This is a genomic window from Chitinophaga oryziterrae (genome assembly GCF_009758125.1).
Taxonomy (GTDB): Bacteria; Bacteroidota; Bacteroidia; order Chitinophagales; family Chitinophagaceae; genus Chitinophaga; species Chitinophaga oryziterrae.
Genome location: NZ_WRXO01000001.1, coordinates 972,564 through 992,875, shown reverse-complemented (window position 1 = coordinate 992,875; position 20,312 = coordinate 972,564). Strand labels below are relative to the sequence as shown.

At 43.0% G+C, this 20,312-nt stretch carries 21 protein-coding genes and 2 tRNA genes; 12 read left to right on the top strand and 11 right to left on the bottom strand.

From position 1 onward, the window contains the following. Positions 1-62: 62 nt before the first annotated feature. Positions 63-1,601 carry an alpha-N-arabinofuranosidase gene (locus GO495_RS04085; RefSeq protein WP_157298401.1) on the bottom strand — a complete coding sequence of 513 codons (1,539 nt, stop codon included), beginning with the start codon at positions 1,599-1,601 and terminating at the stop codon, positions 63-65. Positions 1,602-1,780: 179 nt separating this feature from the next. Between GO495_RS04085 and GO495_RS04080 the strand changes: the two genes are divergently transcribed. Then, positions 1,781-1,853 (top strand) — tRNA-Gly (locus tag GO495_RS04080). A 134-nt stretch (positions 1,854-1,987) separates the two neighbouring features. On the opposite strand, the gene GO495_RS04075 is transcribed toward GO495_RS04080, so the two are convergent. Further along, positions 1,988-2,188: a hypothetical protein gene (locus tag GO495_RS04075; RefSeq protein WP_157298400.1), complete on the bottom strand. Its 201-nt coding sequence runs from the start codon at positions 2,186-2,188 to the stop codon at positions 1,988-1,990. A gap of 61 nt (positions 2,189-2,249) precedes the next feature. After that, a complete protein-coding gene (locus GO495_RS04070) occupies positions 2,250-3,329 on the bottom strand; it encodes a glycosyltransferase family 2 protein (RefSeq protein WP_240915147.1) in 1,080 nt (359 codons plus the stop codon). A 26-nt stretch (positions 3,330-3,355) separates the two neighbouring features. On the opposite strand from GO495_RS04070, the gene GO495_RS04065 reads away from it, so the two are divergent. Beyond that, the gene (locus GO495_RS04065) at positions 3,356-4,504 is read left to right on the top strand and encodes a sensor histidine kinase (RefSeq protein ID WP_157298399.1); all 1,149 of its coding nucleotides are present in this window, start codon (positions 3,356-3,358) and stop codon (positions 4,502-4,504) included. A gap of 18 nt (positions 4,505-4,522) precedes the next feature. Here the strand turns inward: GO495_RS04065 and GO495_RS04060 are convergent, their stop codons facing one another. Further along, positions 4,523-6,247 carry a carboxypeptidase-like regulatory domain-containing protein gene (locus tag GO495_RS04060; protein WP_157298398.1) on the bottom strand — a complete coding sequence of 575 codons (1,725 nt, stop codon included), beginning with the start codon at positions 6,245-6,247 and terminating at the stop codon, positions 4,523-4,525. Positions 6,248-6,788: 541 nt separating this feature from the next. Here GO495_RS04060 and GO495_RS31950 point away from each other — a divergent pair. Then, positions 6,789-6,929, top strand: a complete 141-nt coding sequence (locus tag GO495_RS31950; RefSeq protein WP_170302626.1) for a hypothetical protein — start codon at positions 6,789-6,791, stop codon at positions 6,927-6,929. Here GO495_RS31950 and GO495_RS04055 read toward each other — a convergent pair. Beyond that, a complete protein-coding gene (locus GO495_RS04055) occupies positions 6,919-7,320 on the bottom strand; it encodes a hypothetical protein (RefSeq protein WP_157298397.1) in 402 nt (133 codons plus the stop codon). The two genes, GO495_RS31950 and GO495_RS04055, sit on opposite strands and share 11 nt — an antisense overlap. Before the next feature lie 289 nt (positions 7,321-7,609). On the opposite strand from GO495_RS04055, the gene GO495_RS04050 reads away from it, so the two are divergent. Continuing rightward, on the top strand, positions 7,610-7,786 hold the full coding sequence (locus GO495_RS04050) for a hypothetical protein (RefSeq protein WP_157298396.1): 177 nt from the start codon (positions 7,610-7,612) through the stop codon (positions 7,784-7,786). A 643-nt stretch (positions 7,787-8,429) separates the two neighbouring features. Next, positions 8,430-8,591, top strand: a complete 162-nt coding sequence (locus tag GO495_RS04045) for a hypothetical protein (RefSeq protein WP_157298395.1) — start codon at positions 8,430-8,432, stop codon at positions 8,589-8,591. A gap of 87 nt (positions 8,592-8,678) precedes the next feature. On the opposite strand, the gene GO495_RS04040 is transcribed toward GO495_RS04045, so the two are convergent. After that, positions 8,679-9,059: a hypothetical protein gene (locus tag GO495_RS04040; protein WP_157298394.1), complete on the bottom strand. Its 381-nt coding sequence runs from the start codon at positions 9,057-9,059 to the stop codon at positions 8,679-8,681. A gap of 486 nt (positions 9,060-9,545) precedes the next feature. Next, a tRNA-Leu gene (locus GO495_RS04035) sits at positions 9,546-9,629 on the bottom strand. Between the two features lie 222 nt (positions 9,630-9,851). Between GO495_RS04035 and GO495_RS04030 the strand changes: the two genes are divergently transcribed. The 3 genes from GO495_RS04030 to GO495_RS04020 all read left to right on the top strand — a co-directional run bounded on the left by GO495_RS04030 (position 9,852) and on the right by GO495_RS04020 (position 11,880). Next, positions 9,852-10,481, top strand: a complete 630-nt coding sequence (locus GO495_RS04030; RefSeq protein ID WP_157298393.1) for an HAD family hydrolase — start codon at positions 9,852-9,854, stop codon at positions 10,479-10,481. Between the two features lie 139 nt (positions 10,482-10,620). After that, positions 10,621-11,253 carry a DUF4136 domain-containing protein gene (locus GO495_RS04025; RefSeq protein WP_157298392.1) on the top strand — a complete coding sequence of 211 codons (633 nt, stop codon included), beginning with the start codon at positions 10,621-10,623 and terminating at the stop codon, positions 11,251-11,253. A gap of 6 nt (positions 11,254-11,259) precedes the next feature. After that, positions 11,260-11,880, top strand: coding sequence for an outer membrane beta-barrel protein (locus GO495_RS04020; RefSeq protein ID WP_157298391.1), 621 nt, complete (start codon positions 11,260-11,262; stop codon positions 11,878-11,880). Between the two features lie 126 nt (positions 11,881-12,006). Here the strand turns inward: GO495_RS04020 and GO495_RS04015 are convergent, their stop codons facing one another. Genes GO495_RS04015 through pyrF form a run of 3 tightly spaced genes read right to left on the bottom strand, consistent with a single transcriptional unit; the run spans position 12,007 to position 15,033 of the window. Then, the gene (locus GO495_RS04015; RefSeq protein ID WP_157298390.1) at positions 12,007-12,984 is read right to left on the bottom strand and encodes an FAD:protein FMN transferase; all 978 of its coding nucleotides are present in this window, start codon (positions 12,982-12,984) and stop codon (positions 12,007-12,009) included. A 17-nt stretch (positions 12,985-13,001) separates the two neighbouring features. Further along, entirely contained in the window at positions 13,002-14,183 is a 1,182-nt protein-coding gene (locus tag GO495_RS04010) for an acyl-CoA dehydrogenase family protein (RefSeq protein ID WP_157298389.1), read from the bottom strand. Positions 14,184-14,208: 25 nt separating this feature from the next. Beyond that, positions 14,209-15,033, bottom strand: coding sequence for an orotidine-5'-phosphate decarboxylase (gene pyrF, locus GO495_RS04005; protein WP_157298388.1), 825 nt, complete (start codon positions 15,031-15,033; stop codon positions 14,209-14,211). Positions 15,034-15,191: 158 nt separating this feature from the next. Here pyrF and GO495_RS04000 point away from each other — a divergent pair, with 158 nt between their 5' ends. Together GO495_RS04000 and GO495_RS03995 are read left to right on the top strand one after the other, a co-directional pair. Further along, positions 15,192-16,061: a sugar phosphate isomerase/epimerase family protein gene (locus tag GO495_RS04000; protein WP_157298387.1), complete on the top strand. Its 870-nt coding sequence runs from the start codon at positions 15,192-15,194 to the stop codon at positions 16,059-16,061. 6 nt (positions 16,062-16,067) lie between these two features. After that, positions 16,068-17,423 carry a Gfo/Idh/MocA family protein gene (locus tag GO495_RS03995; protein ID WP_157298386.1) on the top strand — a complete coding sequence of 452 codons (1,356 nt, stop codon included), beginning with the start codon at positions 16,068-16,070 and terminating at the stop codon, positions 17,421-17,423. A 48-nt stretch (positions 17,424-17,471) separates the two neighbouring features. Here the strand turns inward: GO495_RS03995 and GO495_RS03990 are convergent, their stop codons facing one another. Further along, positions 17,472-18,569: an Mrp/NBP35 family ATP-binding protein gene (locus tag GO495_RS03990; RefSeq protein WP_157298385.1), complete on the bottom strand. Its 1,098-nt coding sequence runs from the start codon at positions 18,567-18,569 to the stop codon at positions 17,472-17,474. A gap of 158 nt (positions 18,570-18,727) precedes the next feature. Here GO495_RS03990 and GO495_RS03985 point away from each other — a divergent pair, with 158 nt between their 5' ends. Together GO495_RS03985 and GO495_RS03980 are read left to right on the top strand one after the other, a co-directional pair. Continuing rightward, positions 18,728-19,393 (top strand): carboxypeptidase-like regulatory domain-containing protein, encoded by a 666-nt coding sequence (locus tag GO495_RS03985; RefSeq protein ID WP_240915146.1) that lies wholly within the window; start codon positions 18,728-18,730, stop codon positions 19,391-19,393. Positions 19,394-19,408: 15 nt separating this feature from the next. Next, positions 19,409-20,299, top strand: coding sequence for a 3-hydroxyacyl-CoA dehydrogenase family protein (locus tag GO495_RS03980; RefSeq protein WP_157298384.1), 891 nt, complete (start codon positions 19,409-19,411; stop codon positions 20,297-20,299). Positions 20,300-20,312 lie beyond the last annotated feature (13 nt).

Genomic DNA, 20,312 nt, shown 5'->3' with positions numbered 1-20,312 from the left:
CCTAACGGAGCTATTTAAAAGACATCAGGAAAACCCTCTCTTTTCTTATACAATATCGGATATTACTTCAATTCAAGTACTACCACTGATTCTGCTGGTAATTCCACTACCAGTTTATCTCCTTGTTTCTTTGCGCCTGAGAAAGGTACGATATGTATTTTATCAGGTTGTTCGAATGTATTAATGTCAGTGAATTTTGCAGATGTAAGGATCTGTCCGGTTACGCCTTTCCATTGCACACCATCCAGACTGGTACTCACTGTTATCTTTTCTTTAGGATTGAGATTTACGAAAGAGATGTGTACAGCGCCACTGGAATCGCGGGAGGCAGAGACATTGACAGCGGGAATCTCCTCATTGCCTGATTTATATGCAGGACTGTTGAGTGTGATGGGCAGATAAGCCGCATCCTGGTGTACTTTATAGAGGTCGAATACATGGTAGGTAGGCGTGAGCAGCATCTTCTCCTTATTGGTGAGGATAAGCGCCTGCAGCACGTTTATGGTTTGCGCCAGTTCCGCCATGCGTACACGGTCGCTGTGATTATTGAAGATGTTGAGCGTAGTACCGGCAATCAGAGCATCGCGAAGGCTGTTCTGCTGATAGAGGAAACCTGGGTTGGTACCCGGTTCCACGTTGGTCCATATGCCCCATTCGTCTACCACCAGCGCCACTTTCTTCCTGGAATCATATTTATCCATGATGGCTGAATGTTTCGTTACGAGAGAATCCATCAGCAGGCAATTCTTCATAGTAGCGAAGTATTGCTTTTCGTCGAAGCTGGTAGCAGAGCCTTTATCGTTCCAGCCGTTCATAATGGTGTAATAATGAAGGGAAAGTCCCCACATATCATTCACTGGAACTTGTTTCATAACGGTTTCTGTCCAGTTATAATCAAAGGAGTTCGCTCCGCTGGCAATTCTCTTTAATGGAGCGCCCGGATAATCTCTTGCATAGGTAGCGTAACGACGATACTGATCCGCATAGAAAGCGGGCGTCATATTACCACCGCATCCCCAGCTTTCGTTCCCTACTCCCCAGAAGCTCACTTTAAAGGGTGCAGGATGACCGTTTTGTGTACGGATGGTACTTTGCGGGCTTACGCCGTCAAAGTTCAGGTATTCCACCCATTTGGCCATTTCTTCCACAGTACCGCTGCCCACGTTGGCAGATACGTATGGTTCGCAATGCAGCAGTTCGCAGAGGTCCAGGAATTCATGTGTACCGAAGCTGTTATCTTCTGTTACACCACCCCAGTTGGTATTCACCATTTTAGGGCGTTGGTCGCGGGGACCTATCCCGTCGCGCCAGTGGTATTCATCTGCGAAGCAACCACCTGGCCAGCGCAAATTCGGGATTTTTATCTTTTTTAAAGCTTCTACGATATCTAACCTGATTCTGTCTTTTTTAGGAACGTCCAGACCTGGAGCTACCCAAAAGCCATCGTAGATACATCTGCCCAGATGTTCTGAAAAGTGGCCATAAATATGCCGGCTGACGGTATGATCAGATTTGCTCTGAATAACGAGGCTGGCAGTATTTTGTGCATGCACATTGTATACGAACAGTAACAATAATAAGAAAGGAGACTTGCTTTTCATTTTTAATATTTAACGGTGAAGACGCGGAACAGTCGCTAAGATAGAAAAAATAATTGTCAATTATACAAGTAATTAAATCGTATAATTATTAAAAAAAATGTTGCTTTTATTTTGTGAATTCAAACAATATCTTACATTTGCAATCCCAATCGGGAAAAAAGATCTTTACAAATACATATGCGGAAGTAGCTCATTTGGTAGAGCACGACCTTGCCAAGGTCGGGGTGGCCGGTTCGAGCCCGGTCTTCCGCTCTTTTTAAAAGTCCTGGTATTGCAAAATATCAGGACTTTTTTGTTTTAAGGAAGTACTATCGATCCAATAAGTCCAAAAACAAAAACCCCCTTAGCAAAGCCAAGGGGGTCTGAAAGAAATATCGCTGAATCGCTTATTTATATTTAGGATTGTACAGTGTGTTCTCAGGCACCACTACTTCTGGTTTACCCATATAACGGTGTTTGTACAGGTTATAGCATCCACCCAATACAAAAGAAAGCAGGCAGATCACTGTTACATAAAAAAGGAAGCGGGAAGATGATACCCAGCTGCCGGTAAAGTCGTTCTTGTTCTCAACAGTATTTTGTTCCATAGCTATATTATTTCGCATTGCAAACTTACATCATGTCAGATAATAATCAAAGGAAATAAAGTTATTTTTCCAGTGTGCGGAAAGTCTTTCTGTTAAGGAAATAGTATCTCCAGATCATAATCCCGTGAAAAACACCGCTCAACTCCAGTAATTTCTTCTCCGGAAGGGGATATTTGGAACGGTCATAGGTACGGCGCCATTTCCAGTAATGCCGGTAAGCCCTGTATACTGCCCTCATATCTGCCGGCTTACCAGCTACCAGGCTTTTTACAGCCGCCAGTACATCCAGGAAGAAGCGCTGGAACAATACGATCCATCTGTCTGCCGGGTGCAGGTTCTTCCAGAGCATCATTAAGTTATTCCGGAAGTTGAGGTATAGTTTACGGGGATTACCCTGTGGTAAACTCCCCCCTCCTACGTGATATACAACAGATTCCGGGCAGTAGCAGATCCTGTAACCGGCCCTTTTCAGCCGCCAGCAGAGATCTACCTCTTCCATATGAGCAAAGAAATCGGCATCAAAACCATGCATTTCATGAAAACAGGATGCACGGATGAACAAAGCAGCCCCCGTAGCCCAGAAAATATCCTGTTCATCATCATATTGCCCCTCATCCACTTCTGTAGTATATAAAATCCTGCCACGGCAGAACGTATAACCGAGGATATCCATCCATCCTCCTGCTGCTCCGGCATATTCAAACTCCCCTTTATCATAGAAAGCACGCAGTTTAGGCTGACAGGCAGCAATGTGATGATCGCGCTGCATCTGTGCGACTACAGGCTCTATCCAGCCGGGCTCCACTTCCACGTCCTGGTTCAGCAACACGTAGATATCGGCCTTCACATGCTGTAAAGCAGCATTATATCCCCCGGCAAACCCATTATTCTCATTATTGAGGATGATCTTTATCTGGGGATAATGAGCACGCAGAAATGCCACGCTGTCGTCTGTAGAAGCATTATCTGCCACATACAGCTCCAGGTTCCTATAGGTAGACCTGCAAACAGAGGGCAGGAATTGCTCCAGGAAACTACGTCCATTCCAGTTAAGGATAACAACCGCTACAGATGGCAATGCAGGCAAAGCGTTCTCTTTATGCGTGAAATAATAAATTTTAGCGTTGCAAATATGCAACAAATTATAATCTTAATTTAGATGCTGATATGTTTAAAAAGTTTATAGGATGGAAATTCGTATTGTTATCTACGGCAGTGATCATTGTTGTGGGAACCATATGGTATGTCAGCAGCCTTGCCAGCAAGATTGAAGAGGAAGAGACAAAAAAAGTGGCTACCTGGGTGGCAGCCAACCGGGAATTACTGCAGGCCTCTGATGAAACCAACATCAACCTGGCAGCAGAAATCATCACAAACAATACTTCCATTCCTGTTATTATCACCAATAAAGAAGGGCATATTATCGATTCCCGGAACCTGGACAGCGTACGTCTTGCCCATGATACCGACTATATACAGGAGCAGCTGGATATCTTCCGGAAACAACATCCTCCCTTTGTAATGGAGATCGATGGGCGAACCAGGCAGTATAACTTTATTTATTACGGGGACTCTCTGATCCTGAAGCAGGTACGGTACTACCCTTATATACAGCTGGTGGTAGTTGCGTTTTTTATATTTCTCGTACTTATAGCCCTTTCCAGTACTAACCGGGCTACTCAGAACCTGGTATGGGTGGGTATGGCCAAAGAAACCGCCCATCAGCTGGGAACACCTCTCTCCTCTATAGAAGCATGGATAGAACTCCTGAAAGAAAGTGAAGGTAACGAACTGGTAGCTTCAGAACTACGCAAAGACGTAGACCGGCTGAAACTGATCACTGAACGTTTTTCCAAAATAGGCAGTGTGCCACAACTGGAAGAGAAGGATGTGATCCAGCAGGTGGAAGCAATGATGATATATATTAAGAAGAGAGCGCCGCAGAAAGTACTCTTTACCATGCATACCCAGGAGAATGAGATCCCTGCTATGATTTCCCCTTCCCTGTTCGACTGGGTAATAGAAAACCTGCTGAAGAACGCACTGGATTCTATGGAAGGGAAAGGAGCGATCGATATTTATATCGAGAGTTACCCGGCACATATTATTATAGATATCACAGACACGGGTAAAGGTATTCCCAAAGCCAATTTCGAGAAAGTATTTAAGCCGGGGTTCAGTACCAAGAAGCGTGGCTGGGGACTGGGCTTATCTTTAGCCAAGCGGATTATAGAGGATTATCATAAAGGGCGGTTAACGGTGAAATCTTCTGAATTAAATAAGGGAACAACATTCAGAATATTGCTACGTAAATGAGTTGTTCCCTTATTTAATTTATTTAATTTTCAGGCGGAAGCTTCCACTGACATCTATTTTTTTGCTGGTCATCCTTCCTGTCATTTTGGTAGAAAATGTACCTGCAGCATACTTACCTACTCCACCGTACTCTGTAAAAATAATCTGATTTGTAGCATCGCTAAGCAGATCTTCATCATAGCCTTCCGTTTCTGTAATAAGATACATATAGCTGAGCGGAAATGTACCCGTAGTAGTAGTACCTGTTGCCGAAGCGCCAAACGACATCTTACCAGTGCTTGCGTATAAACTGTTAATATTATTTCTGTAAGCAAATGTTAATAATGAATCATCGGGCGATACGGTGTAGAGTGTTCCATCTACCGTAATATTAAAGAACTGTGTAGTGGAAATATCACAGGCAGAAGATGTTCCTACATCGTATGTTCCTGCCGTTATATTAAATTTTGAAGCAAAACTTTCTTTGGATGCATCTTCATCCTGCACTGTAAGACTTACTTCTGCGGGACTGATATCACATCTGTCCATAGTAAAAGTAAAGCTACCATTGCTGATCTTTGCACTATAATAATTATCGTCAAAAAAGATAAATGCGTTACCCTTTGTAACAGGCGCTCCATCACAATTAACGGCCTTCCCGGAGATAATAACGTTTTCACTGTAAGGAATTGGAACGCTTAGTATTCCAAGATCTGCGTACTGTGTAAACGGACCTATTTTCTTACTATACACTACATTATTACATTTGTCAGATACCACTATCTGCAGCGATTTACCGGCAGGGATCTTTCCGGATACTTTGCCTGTGCTATCGGTACGGCCATATGCCTGATAAGATTCATTTTCTACCTTTATCTCCACCAACGTATTGAACATCGGTTCCCCGTTCGTTCCTTTTATTACTGCCTGAAAACTGACCAGTGGGAATGGTGCATCGCAATTCCAGTAGGAAAAGTGAGTAACCGTCGCGATGTAGCTGGTATCATTTTTTGTCGCGGTCCCTTCTTCTTTCCACAAACCGTTTGCTTCATTGAATGACCATAATGGTATCGTTGCAGGAGCGGTGGCTCTTAGTGCTGCCGGAATGGGCATGTTTAATGTAGCAGGTTTTGACAGCTGTAATTTAACACCTGCATCATCTGTCAGTTCTACGGCCATCATTCCAAAGGATTGTAAGCCTTTTTCCTGACCGGTGGTGGTGAGACCTCTTAAATCTCCCGGCATTACCTCCGGCAATTCCGGCAGGGTAGGATTTATGAAATGAGCGCTTACATTCACGTTACCTGTGTATGCAGCATTATCGGCTGCCGTAACGATACCACTCCCTGTAAAGGTGATGGATCCTCCATTTGGTACAGTAACCGTTCCACCGCTTGCCGCGGTAAATTCCCCGGCGGTATTACTGGTAATTAGTTGCAGTTGTACAAAATTGAGGATGCCTTTATTGGCGACAAATGTCCTGAACCCGTTAAAGTAACCGGTTTTGGAGACTTTTACAACACTGGCGTGGATATCAATGTCTATACTATCCAGGCGAAAAATACCTCTGGCGTTTGTTCTGGTAGTGTATTTGCTTATTACTACAGTAGCCCCCGCAACCGGTTGCTGGTTATCATCCAGTACTTTACCCTGGATACTTGTTTCGATGTATTCCGGTCTTAGTGTCGTCTGGATCTCTTTTGCATCTTTCTGGCAGGCAAAAAGAAAGATTGTGGTTATCAGAACTAAATATGCGTGTTTCATTAGGATATATGATGGGTTTAGGCAAAAGTGCTATCATATATAGAAACTGCATATCTGATATAAAAGGTTGGGGCGACTGTATAAAATTTCCAAACTTTCAGACAGCTCTTCAGAGAAAGTCTTTAACTGGTAATTTTATCCCTCGCTCCCGGTCAACAGTGAAATCCTTTGAATTAAACAAAGGGACAACATTTAGAGTATTATTCTGTAAATAACATACTGATAACCTCATATTGATATTAATATTGACTGCTAAGGAGTTATCCACAGGAATGTGAATAATTTATTATACTACGTTCAAATAATATTAGTAATATTGCCCTGCTTTTTACTTACGCGCAAACTCCAGCTTAAAAAGCAAACGCCGTAACCAACCGGGCGATCTGATTGATACGTAAGGTCATTCTGATTGGACATACCAACTTTGAAATTTCGTGAATGTTTTGATTCGCCTGCTTTAGCAGGGTATGTTATGTGATGTGTCAGCTAATAATTTTAGTTAGCGAAGTATCATTCTTTCCCATTTTATTAACCTTAATGTTTGAGTAGAATGCAAGCAAAAAAGAGTAAAAAGAAGCAGGTTGAAAAGGTGCGGGCTAAAAAGATCAAAAAGAATGATGACCTCAGATGGTATTTTCTTACGCCAAAAGAGCCGGTGAAAGAAGTGAATGTTAAACCTTAGTGTTATTATCTATCTTATTCAGATCTTTCAGATTTACAATGATATCCTCTTCCAACTCATCCAATATGTCTCCTATTGGGCGGTCAGTAATTTTTGCTTCCAGTTTAGCGAATCTATGTAATAGTGTTTTCATTATAGCACGTTCCCTGTTCAATGGATCACCTGCGTCTGCGGGTTTTATATCTGTGCTTAATTCTTTACTGAAGTGAGCTTTGAAGTCTTCTATATGTTTTTCTTTTACGGCCACACTCCCGCCTAATAATCCGGAGAAGTAAGTTCTGGTAAGCCCAAGTCGTTTTGCGATATCCTCGTTATTAATCTTATTACCTGATGCTTTCGCGTTTGTTTTTACAGATTTAACAAGGTCATTGTACTCTTCTTTGAGTTTCATTAAATAAGAGGTTAAATCTTTATAGATTTTCGATTTTACGATAATCGTACACTTACATGTACGATTATCATAAATATCATACATATATTTGCATTAAGCAAGCTTCTGGGCAAATATAGTAAAAAACAAGTCTGATGTATTAACAGATATATAGCCACGCTTTTGAACACCATCATTAAGAAACCAATCAACACAAAAACTTATGAATTGGGACAATGTTAGATTCAGTAGTAACGACATGATTATGATATTGACAAATGTGATCATCATAACCTCATTTCTACTATTTATGAAGAACGATATACGTACGTTGTTAAGCGAGCAACAGCGTTTAGAATCTGCGCAGAATAAGCAGGAATCTTTCCAGGAGAAAAGTGAAAAGAGCGGGAATGACTTGAATGTGCGGATTAGTTTGCTGGAGCAAAAAGTATTGACGCTTGAAAACGAGAGGAACAGGAAGCGTTAGGTAACGAAAAACCCTTTAGGTTGCATTAAAAGAGACAAGGTAACACGCCTTTCTAAAGTATTTATTTTTCATAATTAAGATGTGGCTGTATTGATTTTGATAAAAATATTTTGAGTAGTTTTACCCTGCTTTTTCTTACAATTATAAAATAAAAAGCAACAGCCGTAACCAATCGGGTAATCTGAAGGGCATGTAAGGTCTTTTAGAATCAGTTATGCTTAAAAGAATAGAAGTAACGTATGTCGTGTCAATTAAAAATTGGCACACTGTACATTATTTATTAAAACTGATTCTAAAATGAAAAAATCTAATAAAAGAAAAACGAAACAGCCCTCAAAAAGAAATTGTGAATTAGAATGGTACTTTACTGTGAATGTTGTAAAACCAGTACCTATAAAAGTTGAAAAGAAGCTAGACAAAAGAAATCTTAGCTGACCATAAGAGAACTTCCTTTATTTGAATAATGTTCATTTTGCTGTCTCCTAGAAATATTTAGGAGGCACCCGCCGTAACCAATCGGGTTAATGTTTCACCAAAGCAATCGACAATTAGGGCGTAGCAATACTCCTCTCTTTTACATTTCGAACAAATGATTTTCATTTGATTCGTTATGAGCTTTATTAATTGAAACACGGTAATGAAAATGCAGGTAAAAAAACTTAAGAAAAACAAGAAAACAAAAGTACAAAAGCAGCAAACTATCACAGACAAAGCCTCCCTGGTCTGGTACTTTGCCCCTATACCCAAAGAAGATTCCCTGATAAATAATTTAAATAATTCCGCTGATCCGCTGACAGGCAGATAACTTATGTGAGGTACTGATTTAGCTGAGGATTTGAAGAAGAAGTGGGTTAGGATAATGGAGAAGGTGGTTAATTCTAGCTTTTCTGTTCTAATCATTCAACTCATTCATCACATCCCTTGTATCTTTCTCAAATTCCGCCAACACTACTTCTATCGCTGCACCGGTAGCTGCCGATTTTAACTTCGCTACCTCATGTAACAACACTTTAATAAGCGCGCGCTCCCTGTTCATTGAATCCCATGCCGGCGCAGGTTTCACGTCCCCACTTAATTCTTTACTGAAATACGCTTTAAACCCTTCAATATGTTCTTCTTTTACAGCAAGACTCCCCTTTAAGAGTTCAGAAAAATAAGATTTTGTAAAGCCAAGGCGTTTTGCAATCTCCTCATTCTTTATCTTATTACCCGATTCTTTCGCATTTGCTTTTACAGATTTAACAAGGCGATTGTACTCTTCTTTGAGTTTCATTTAAGTTAGAGGTTAAATCTTACGGATATCTAATTGGTACGATTAATTTATATTTTCACTGTGCTTAGTACGATTATCGTACATTTTATATTGCATTCAGTATTGTAGTACGGCAACTATGACGCAAATATAGTAAAATCAAAACCGTTACACCAAGAGATATTGATAATCTAAGTATCAATCAGATATTGAGAGATACATCAAACAATTGGCTTAAACTTACTCATAAAGACAACAACTAAATCAATTGACAGACAGATCAGGTAATTGATCTAAAAAGACAACGACCATAGCAGTCGTTTTTGTTGAAAAATTTGAAATTACATCGAATTAACAAAGGTTTTCGAATACTATACTACAAAATAATTGCGATTATGGACGAGTATAACTTCAGATAGTATATGGATCAAACAGGGATCAGAATGATATTCCTAAGAATGTTACGGGCACAAAAAAACCTGCTCGATGAGCAGGTTTAATGTTGCGTGCGGAAGAGGAGATTCGAACTCCCAAGCCCTTTCAGGCACTACCACCTCAAAGTAGCGCGTCTACCAATTTCGCCACCTCCGCAGCTTTGAAGCGGATGCAAAAATAGCTTGTTTTTGATAACGAACAAATTTAATTCACAGTTTCCTGTTAAAGAAATGATTTTAAATGGGTTATCTTAAGTCATCAGTCAAAAATCATACTTGAAAGAATGTTTATCAATTCAATAAGTCTGTCTGATCAGTATATACACGCTCACACAATTTATATTTTTCCATAATTTATAAATTGCATTATCTTTATTTCATGAACACTGATGCTGCAAAACAATATTCTAACCTGGTATTCGATCTTGGCGCCGTGCTGATAGATTGGAATCCCCGTTACCTATATAGTAAGATCTTCGCTACTGCGGCAGAAACAGACTTTTTCCTGGAGAATATCTGTACATCAGACTGGAACGAAGAACAGGATGCCGGCAGAAGTCTGCAGGATGCAACAGAAATGCTGATCAGTGAACATCCGGAATACGAAGCGCATATCCGTGCTTTTTATGGCCGCTGGAAAGAAATGCTGGGGGGCCCTATAGAAGACACTGTAAATATCCTCAAAGCTTTAAAAGAAAGCAATCGTTATAAATTGTATGCGCTGACGAACTGGTCTAATGAGACCTTTCCGCTGGCGTTACTGTTGTATCCCTTTTTACAGTGGTTTGATGGCATTGTTGTATCCGGCAGGGAGAAGATGCGTAAGCCACAGGCAGAGTTCTATGAACTGCTGTTGACCAGGTATAATATCGATGCACAAAACACCCTCTTTATAGATGATAATCAACGCAATATAGCAGGCGCCGCTGCCTGTGGAATAGAAGGCGTTCATTTCACCTCTCCTCTTCAGTTAAAAGAGGTTTTAGCCCAAAAATCCATTTTAAGCTGACTTTAACATTTCTGCTGTAAACTTTAAGTAACATACTCGTATCTAATGCGTTTAATGATCATGTCTGGTGATTGTTAATCAGCAATAAACCTCGTTATCCCCCTACCTCCCTGAAGCAGCAAAATATAAACCCGAGTATATGAAAAGAGTCATGTATTTAATGAGCGCAATGCTGGGACTGGCAGTGTCCATCAGCAGTTGCAGTAAGGACCCGCTGAAGAATATGACAGACGAGGAATCCAGGATTTATGTCACGAATCGCGCAGACAGTGTCGATTTTACCTCTTACAAAACTTTTAGCATCGCCGATTCTGTGGCTGTCATCAGCAACTCAGGTAAGGATGAGCGTGCATTGACAGATTATGATAAAAAACTGATAGCAGATGTCTCGGCTGCCATGGTCGCAAAAGGTTATACACTGGTGGGTAAATCCGCCAAACCAGACCTGGCCGTGAACCTGACGCGTATCGATAACACCTACAGCGCAATTTATTATGATCCTGGCTACTGGAGCGGTATTGGCGGGTATTATGATCCGTTTTACTGGGGATATCCGGGATATGGATACTACTGGCCGTCTTATTACCAGGTATATCAGAGAGAAAGAGCTGTTTCCATAGATCTCATAGATCTGAAGAATCCAAAGAACAACGAACTGGTAGCGATATGGAATGCGATGCTACGGGGTTCCGGCGTATGGGATATAGCTAATGTAGACTCCATGGTGACAGCAGTTTTTGCACAGTCTGCCTATCTTACAACTTCAAAATAATTACAGATGAAAAGCTTAAAGAACGGGATTTTGTTGATGATTGCCTGTATGGGTATGCAAACTGCATTTGCCCAGATGCGCTCTCCATTATCTGTAAATGTTGATTATTCTATTGCGCAACCTTTGGGATCTCTGAAGGATTATACCGATAAAACCAGCTTCCGCGGATGGACTGCCGGGTTACAATACCATCTGAACGACCGGCTGTCAGTAGGGCTCCGGTCGGGCTACCAGGAGTTTTTTCAGAAGCTGCCACGTGCGGTGTATCATATAGATGGTGGTGAAATATCAGCAGTACAGACACGTACGCTACAGGTAGTACCAATACTGGCTACTGTACAGTACCAGTTGGCGAAGCCGGATGCTGCTGTAATCCCATATGTAGGATTAGCAGCTGGTGCGGCCAGTATGGAATACAATAAGTTTTACGGAGAGTTTTCCGATAAGTATGACAAGTGGCAGTTTATGGCCTCTCCTGAAATCGGGATTAATATACCATTCGGCAAGGGTTCTCCGTTATTGTTTAACGCGAATGTGCAGTATTCCTATTCTCCTTATAAAATGCAGGAAATTACCAGTTATAATGTGATACAGGCTAACGTGGGTCTGAGACTACATATTAACTAAGAATTATCACGTATTCTATAAAACCAAGGTTGGGGACTGCATACGCAGCCCCCTTTTTTATAGACAGTGATTTCCTTTTGACATAAGGGGAATACTATTTCGAAAGCTTCCCGGAATCAGCAACCTTTACATTTGTTTTGCTAGTAATTTTTCAAATCCGGGGGAGAATTTTTCTTTGATAATACCATCTGTGTCTTTGTAAATAAAGTAGACTTCCAGTCCGTATTGTTGTATAAATTTCAGGGCTTTTTCTATACCCATTAATATGAGCGCATTATCGAAACCATCTGCAGTCATTGCATTTTCTGCAATGACTGTTACACTAACGATGTTGCTGTGCAGTGCCTGTCCGCTGACAGGATCTATTGTATGGGCGAAGTGGACACCTCCCTGTTCAAAAAAGCGGCGGTAGTTGCCACTGGTGGTGATAGCCTTATCTTTTAGTTCCAATACAGCTGGTTGTTCAGCATCTGTTCTCTCTATTCCTACTGTCCAGGTTTTGTTATGCTGGTTTACCCCCTTACTGCATAGTTCTCCACCTACATCTACCAGGTAATTTTTGATGTTATGCAGTTCTAAAAAATGAGCCAGTACATCTGAGGTATATCCCTGGGCAATCCCATCACAATCTATCTCTACACCTGCTTGTTTTTTTATCAACCAGTTATTTTTAATCCGTAAATTTTTATACCCTACGCGTTTTAAAACCTGTTTTAAAGTATCTGCGGATGGTACTGTTTGTACAGCCGGGCGGTGTACCCCGAATCCCCATACATCTACCAACGGTTTTACGGTGATATCGAAAGCACCGGCTGTTGCTTTACTGATCCATAAAGATTTTTCTACCACGGCACGCATGTGTTCATCCATCTCTATCCTGTCTCCTGCATTAAACCGGTTAATAAGAGAGCCTGGCTGGTACAGAGATAAGGAATGATCTATACTGGCGAAAATGGAATCTATAGGATGTTGTAAAGAGGTAGTATCTGTGGAGAGATACTTTACGATGTAATAAGTACCCTGTGCTTTTCCTTCGAAAACCATCAGGTGTTGAGCAGTTGTGTTAATAGAAATAAACAGCAGGAAAATAAAAATCCTAATCATATCGATGGGAGATCTTCTTAATGAAAAGCGTCTAAACCGGTTATATCCTGCCCGGTAATAAGCAAATGAATTTCATGGGTACCTTCATAAGTGATCACACTTTCCAGGTTCATCATATGGCGCATAATGGGGTATTCCCCGGTAATGCCCATACCTCCCAGCATAGACCGTGCATCCCGGGCTATTTTAGTGGCTATTTCGCAGGAATTACGCTTTGCCATGGATATCTGTGCAGGCGTGGCCTTGCCTTCGTTTTTAAGTACTCCCAGCCGCCAGTTCAGCAACTGTGCTTTCGTGATCTCTGTGATCATCTCCGCCAGCTTCTTTTGCGTCAACTGGAAACCGCCGATAGGCTTGCCGAACTGAATGCGTTCTTTTGAGTAACGCAAAGCGGCATCGTAACAATCCATTGCCGCACCTACTACTCCCCACGCAATACCATAACGGGCAGATGAAAGACAGCTTAACGGGCCTTTCAATCCTTTTACATTGGGGAGAATATTTGATTTAGGGACTTTTACATTGTCGAATACCAGTTCGCCGGTGGCGCTGGCCCGCAGGCTCCACTTGCCTTTGGTTTCCGGAGTGGTAAATCCGGGCATCCCCCTCTCCACGATGATACCCCGGATCGTACCGGTTTCATCTTTGGCCCATACAACGGCCACCTGTGCAAAGGGCGCATTAGAGATCCACATTTTAGCGCCGTTGAGGATAACATGATCATCCCCTGTATCGCGGAAGTTGGTGATCATGCTGGAAGGATCAGAGCCGTAGTCGGGCTCTGTAAGGCCGAAACAGCCCATCCATTCTCCACTTGCCAGTTTCGGCAGGAATTTACGTTTCTGCTCTTCACTGCCGAAGGTAAAAATAGGGTACATCACCAGCGATCCCTGTACAGAAGCAGTAGAGCGGATACCGCTGTCGCCCCTTTCCAGTTCCTGCATCATGAGCCCGTATGCGATATGGTCCATTCCCCCTCCGCCGTATTCCTGGGGGATGGTAGGCCCGAAACATCCCATCTCTCCCAGACCTTTAAGGATTTGTTTGGGAAAAGTTGCCTGCTGGCAGGCATCTTCAATAATGGGAGACACCTCTTTCTTCACCCATTGACGCACGGTATCGCGCACCAGCAGGTGTTCCGGAGTGAGCAGATCATCTACCTGAAAATAATCGGGGGATTGAAACAAGTCTTTCAGCATGTGGAGAACGTTATGCTGTAATATACTAAATGTCAGCAAATGCAGCTTCCAGGTATTCCACCATTTCCCTTTGTAATTCCTGGGCGGCTGCACGGGCATCCTGGGCAAAGTCTTCTCCGTTACCGGCATAGATGATGGAACGACTGGCATTTACCAGCAGACCACAGTCTTTGTTCATCGCATTGGCGGAGATTTCCTGTAAGCTGCCCCCCTGAGCGCCGACACCTGGCACCAGGAAGAAGTGATCAGGCACCAGTTTACGGATATGTGCCAGCTGGGCAGGGTCATTGGTTGCGCCGATGACAAACATCAGGTTGTCCGGGGTCCCCCAGGTCATTCCGGCTTTAAGTACCTTTTCGTAGAGGTATTCACCGCCCATCTGCTGCATCTGGAAGTCGCTGTTGCCTTCATTGGAAGTAAGCCCCAGCATAATGGTCCATTTTTCATGGAAGGAAAGGAAAGGCAGTACACTGTCGCGGCCCATATAGGGAGCAACAGTCACCGCATCGAACTTATATGTTTCAAAGAAGGTCTTGGCGTACTGGGTAGAGGTATTGCCGATATCCCCGCGTTTAGCGTCTGCAATGGTGAATAAACCGGAAGGGATGTATTCAACGGTACGTTGCAGACTTTCCCAGCCACGGATGCCCATGCATTCATAAAAAGCGGTATTGATCTTATAAGACACACAAAGGTCTTTTGTAGCATCAATAATGGCTTTATTAAAAGCAAATATCGGATCTGGATAAGAAAGCAGGTGACGGGGAATCTTATGTAAGTCCGTATCGAGTCCGATACAGAGATAAGATTGCTTTTCCTTTATCAGATTCACCAATTCCTGTCGGTTCATAAAGTATCAATTTGGGGCGCGAAGTTAAGCAATATTAGTGTCTTTGTCAGCCATAGGTGGCTATTTGTACACTTAAAGTTCAGCTATTTTATTTAAATGAGAAAATCCCGGTTTTTGGATTTATAAAATTTTGTTCCTAACTTTTACCATCTGCGTTTATGAAAAATATTATGAAAAACTACCTCAGATGGCCATTTTGCGCTATATTCTTCTTTGTTTTGCAATCGAATGCACAAACCAGGTTACCCATGCTTGGGATGACCACTTCTTACAAGAATGACAGTCTTCTGTATGCCGAAGGGTTTACCTATATAGAAGAGACGGTCACCAGGATATTATCGCCTGATATTCCGGAAGATACGTTCCGTTTGCAATTACAGCAGATCCGCAAAATGCGTTGTAAGCTGGAGAACTGTAACGGTTTTTTTCCAGGAACTATGAAACTGGTAGGACCAGCAGTAAATGAAAACCAGGTACTTACATACGTGGATATAGTGATGCAGCGGGCAAAGATTACCGGGATAAAGACAATTGTGCTGGGAAGCGGGACTGCCAGGAATATCCCGGATGGGATTAATCATGATACAGTACGGTTGCAGTTTGTGAACTTATGCCGCAAGATGGCCGTGATAGCCGCCCGTTATGATTGTACCATTGCCATTGAGAACCTGAACACGACGGAGACCAACTTCGTAACAACCCTTGCCGAAGCCAATGATATCGTGAATGCGGTCCATCATCCTTATTTTAAATTAACTGCAGACATCTATCATATGCTGAAAGAGCATGAGACCGCTGATAATATAGAAAAGGCGGGCAAAAACCTGGTGCATTGCCATATTGCTGAAAGAGAAAAGAGAACAGCTCCCGGTGTGGCCGGTGATGATTTCAGGCCCTATATGCTGGCATTGCATCGTATTGGCTTTACAGGGAAAATCAGCCTGGAATGCCGCTGGGATAATATGGAAAAACAGGGAAGACCTGCCCTTGAGTACTTACGCAATCAAATCATCTCATCTTATAAATAACATATAATGAAATCACGTCGTGAATTCCTGAAACAATCACTGCTCACCGGCGCTGGTGTTACTATCAGCGCAATGGGCCTACCTGCCAGCAGTTATGCCCGCATCATGGGGGCTAATGACAGGGTCAATGTTGGTCTGGTTGGCTTCTCCGACCGCGCCCGCCAGGCTCTACTCCCCTGCTTTTATAACAATAACAGGGAGCTGAACTTCGATATCATCGGGGTATCTGATATCTGGAAAAGGCGTAGGGAAGAAGGACAGGCTTTCCTGCAACAAAAGGGCGGTCATGATATCAAAGCCTATATCAATAATGACGAATTATACAAGAATAAAGACCTGGATGCTGTGATAGTGGCTACGGCCGATTTCCAGCATGCTTATCATACGATAGAAGCCGTGGGCAACCGCATGGATGTATACTGTGAGAAACCCTTTGCGGAAACAATGGACGATGCGCGGAAAGCGCTGAAAGCCGTGAAAGAATCCGGTAAGATATTCCAGGTGGGTACACAACGCCGTAGTGGAGATAGTTATCATGCAGCCAACGACTTTATCAAATCCGGTAAGTTTGGGCCTATCTCTATGGTAGAAATGACATGGAACGTGAATCAGCCCGGACGCTGGCGCAGACCAGAACTGGTGAAGGAAATCAGGGAACAGGATACTGACTGGAAACGGTTCCTTGCCAGTCGTCCTGCTGATAAATGGGATCCTCGTAAGTACCTGGAATTCCGTCTCTTCTGGCCTTATTCCTCCGGTATTTTTGGCCAGTGGATGACCCATCAGATTGATACTGTGCATTGGTTCAGCGGATTGAAACACCCACGTACCGCTGTAGCCAATGGGGGTATTTACCAGTGGAAAGACGGGCGTATCAATGCAGATACAATAACAGCGGTGTTTGAATATGGCCCTGATAATGATCCTAAGAGCGGGTTCCAGGTGGCGTATAGCTCCAGGTTCTCCAATTCTGCAGGTGGAACCAAGGAAATGTACTTCTCCAATGGAGGAACAATTGACATTGATAAGAATAAGATCAGTCCAACCGGTGGTTTAACAGAACGTGAAGCACAGGAAATGGGTATGCATGCGAATCTTTTGCCGGAAATGACATTAGCTTCTACTGAAAGCAAAGTATCTACCGGCGCTAATACAGGCGGAGATCCTTTGACGAATGCGCATATGAGGAACTGGATGCAGAGTGTGCGGGACAGAAAGCCGGCTAATGCACCTATAGAAGCAGCGTATTCCCATTCGATAGCGCTGATCATGGCGAATGCAGCCTTTCGTACCGGGCAGAAAGCTACTTTTGACGAGGAAAGACAGGAAGTGATGGTAGGCGGGAAACCGTTTATCCTGTAAATAAAAGAGAGAGGCCGTATCAATCAGATACGGCCTCTTTAATATTATCTAAACAAATATTTCTACGATCTTAGTAGGCGCTACATTCGCATTCCTCATGGCAATACTACGTGCTGCATGACTGGCAAAACCAATAAAGGCCAGTTTAGTAGCATCATCTCCACTGATCATTGCAGGAACTCCATCATCTCCACCTTCGCGGATACTTTGTACCAGGGGAATTTGTCCTAAGAAAGGTATATCCAGCTCGTCTGCCAGGCGTTTACCACCATCTTTACCAAAGATGTAATATTTATTACCAGGCAGTTCTGCCGGTGTAAAGTAAGACATGTTCTCTACCAGTCCAATGATAGGTACATTGATCTGAGAGCCGCTGAACATGGCAATCCCTTTCTTGGCGTCAGCCAGTGCTACGTCCTGTGGAGTAGTCACGATGATTGCTCCCGTTACAGGAACTGTCTGTACCAGTGTGAGGTGGATATCACCTGTTCCCGGTGGCATATCTATCACCAGGTAATCCAGCTCTCCCCAGTTTACATCGGTGATAAACTGTTTGAGAGCGCTGCTGGCCATAGGGCCACGCCATACAACAGCCTGTCTTTCATCTATCAGCAGGCCGATAGACATCAGTTTGATACCGTGTTTCTCCAGAGGTACGATCATACCTTTACCTTCCACGTTTACCATCTGAGGTCTTTCTCCACGTACACCAAACATAATAGGTACGGAAGGACCATAGATATCAGCATCCATCAGACCTACCTTGGCACCGCCTTCGGCGAGGGCCAATGCCAGGTTAGAAGCTACGGTAGATTTACCCACCCCTCCTTTACCGGAAGCTACTACAATGATATTTTTTACCTGGGGCAATATACCTTTGGCATCCTTACGGTTTGAGTTTACGTTGGCGGTCATGTTCACATGTACCACTGCTTCTTTACTCACCAGGTGATGAATAGCATTCACACAGGCATTCCTGATCAGATCTTTCAACGGGCATGCCGGCGTAGTCAGTACTACGGTAAATTTCACATTGTTACCATCCACTTCAACATCCTTAACCATGTTAAGCGTTACCAGGTCTTTACCCAGATCAGGCTCTTCCACATTGCTGAGGGCCTTATAAATCTGCTCTATAGTGATCATAAATAGTTGTTAATTTTAATTCGAGACTGCAAAGTTAACCCAATTGAGACTTAATTTGTCGCCCATGTCCATACTTTTTGTTGATGAGCTTTCCATTCATCATCTATATCGATCGTATGCGGCAGAATTTTCAACAAATCCTTTATCTTAGAGCCGGCATGCACAAGAAGATTACCTACATATTGTTATCATTTCTGTTTTTTCCTTTCCTGCTGAAAGCACAATTTGCTCAGTTTAAAGACAGTATCATACAAATTTCCGGTATAACCATGACTGCAGACAGTCTACGGGCCATTCCGGCAGTAAGCATCCTCGTAAGGGGACAGAACCGCGGTACCATCTCCAATACGCAGGGGGTGTTCTCTATCGTGGCTTTTAAGGGTGATACGCTGACTTTCAGCGCGGTAGGTTTTAAACGGAAGGATTATAAAATTCCTGCGTCACTGCCCGGCAATAACTATTCGATGATACAACTGATGATAGATGATACAACCTATCTGCCGGTGACCATCATCAAACCTTACCCTACGAGGGAAGAATTTGATAAGGCTTTTGTGAGTTCGGATATTCCGGACGATGAATATGAAATAGCTCGTCAGAATACACAACAGGCCCAATTACGCGCCCTTTCACGTTATACACCTCCGGATGCCCGCGAGGCCACCAATATGTACCTCAACAAACAGGCGCAGTCGCTGTATTATGCAGGGCAGCAGCCTCCCCAGAATATTCTGAATCCGCTGGCATGGGCACAATTCATACAGGCCTGGAAGCGGGGTGACTTCAAAAGCGGCAGTAACACGAAATACGGTTACGGTTATTAAAAATCAATACACCATATGCAACAAATTGCAGTTATCGGCGCCGGTACCATGGGAAATGGTATCGCCCACGTATTTGCACAAAACGGTTTTAAAGTAAACCTGGTAGATGTATCTGCCCCCTCACTGGAGAAAGCGTTACAAACTATTGAAAAGAACCTCGACAGGCAACTGGCTAAAGAAAGTATTACCGCTGAGGTAAAAGCCCGGACGCTTCAGAACATCACTACTTACACAGATCTGGCCACAGGCGTTAAAACGGCAGATTTAGTAGTGGAAGCGGCTACAGAAAACATCGCGCTTAAATTAAAAATCTTCCAGGACCTGGATGCATATGCTCCCCCTGCAGCTATCTTAGCCACCAACACGTCTTCCATTTCCATTACACGTATCGCTGCTGCTACCAAACGTGCAGGGAAAGTGATAGGTATGCATTTTATGAATCCCGTGCCGGTAATGAAACTGGTGGAGATCATTAATGGATATGCTACAGAGAAAACCGTATCCCGGACAATTGTAACATTGTCTGAAAAGCTGGGCAAAGTACCCTGTGTCGTAAATGATTATCCGGGCTTTATTGCGAATCGTATTTTAATGCCGATGATCAATGAAGCGATTTATTCTTTGTATGAAGGAGTGGCAAATGTAGCAGAGATTGATACCGTGATGAAACTGGGAATGGCACATCCGATGGGCCCCTTACAACTGGCCGATTTTATTGGGCTGGATGTTTGTTTGTCTATATTGAACGTATTACATGATGGTTTTGGAAATCCTAAATATGCACCTTGCCCTTTGTTAGTGAATATGGTAACAGCGGGATATCTGGGAGCCAAGAGCGGAGAAGGATTTTACAGGTATGAGAAAGGGAGTAAAGACCTGATAGTAAGTGAACGGTTTGTAAAATAATTATAACAGGGCT

Bases quoted from the DNA above. Each gene is read 5' to 3' on its own strand.
- GO495_RS04000 (WP_157298387.1), top strand. From the start codon at position 15,192: ATGAAAAATATTATGAAAAACTACCTCAGATGGCCATTTTGCGCTATA.
- GO495_RS04055 (WP_157298397.1), bottom strand. From the start codon at position 7,320: ATGAAACTCAAAGAAGAGTACAATGACCTTGTTAAATCTGTAAAAACA.
- GO495_RS04060 (WP_157298398.1), bottom strand. From the start codon at position 6,247: ATGAAACACGCATATTTAGTTCTGATAACCACAATCTTTCTTTTTGCC.
- GO495_RS03990 (WP_157298385.1), bottom strand. From the start codon at position 18,569: ATGATCACTATAGAGCAGATTTATAAGGCCCTCAGCAATGTGGAAGAG.
- GO495_RS03995 (WP_157298386.1), top strand. From the start codon at position 16,068: ATGAAATCACGTCGTGAATTCCTGAAACAATCACTGCTCACCGGCGCT.
- GO495_RS04050 (WP_157298396.1), top strand. From the start codon at position 7,610: ATGAAGAACGATATACGTACGTTGTTAAGCGAGCAACAGCGTTTAGAA.
- GO495_RS04030 (WP_157298393.1), top strand. From the start codon at position 9,852: ATGAACACTGATGCTGCAAAACAATATTCTAACCTGGTATTCGATCTT.
- GO495_RS04025 (WP_157298392.1), top strand. From the start codon at position 10,621: ATGAAAAGAGTCATGTATTTAATGAGCGCAATGCTGGGACTGGCAGTG.
- GO495_RS04015 (WP_157298390.1), bottom strand. From the start codon at position 12,984: ATGATTAGGATTTTTATTTTCCTGCTGTTTATTTCTATTAACACAACT.
- GO495_RS04020 (WP_157298391.1), top strand. From the start codon at position 11,260: ATGAAAAGCTTAAAGAACGGGATTTTGTTGATGATTGCCTGTATGGGT.
- GO495_RS04040 (WP_157298394.1), bottom strand. From the start codon at position 9,059: ATGAAACTCAAAGAAGAGTACAATCGCCTTGTTAAATCTGTAAAAGCA.
- GO495_RS04045 (WP_157298395.1), top strand. From the start codon at position 8,430: ATGCAGGTAAAAAAACTTAAGAAAAACAAGAAAACAAAAGTACAAAAG.
- GO495_RS04065 (WP_157298399.1), top strand. From the start codon at position 3,356: ATGTTTAAAAAGTTTATAGGATGGAAATTCGTATTGTTATCTACGGCA.
- GO495_RS04010 (WP_157298389.1), bottom strand. From the start codon at position 14,183: ATGCTGAAAGACTTGTTTCAATCCCCCGATTATTTTCAGGTAGATGAT.
- GO495_RS03985 (WP_240915146.1), top strand. From the start codon at position 18,728: ATGCACAAGAAGATTACCTACATATTGTTATCATTTCTGTTTTTTCCT.
- GO495_RS03980 (WP_157298384.1), top strand. From the start codon at position 19,409: ATGCAACAAATTGCAGTTATCGGCGCCGGTACCATGGGAAATGGTATC.
- GO495_RS04085 (WP_157298401.1), bottom strand. From the start codon at position 1,601: ATGAAAAGCAAGTCTCCTTTCTTATTATTGTTACTGTTCGTATACAAT.
- pyrF (WP_157298388.1), bottom strand. From the start codon at position 15,033: ATGAACCGACAGGAATTGGTGAATCTGATAAAGGAAAAGCAATCTTAT.
- GO495_RS04075 (WP_157298400.1), bottom strand. From the start codon at position 2,188: ATGGAACAAAATACTGTTGAGAACAAGAACGACTTTACCGGCAGCTGG.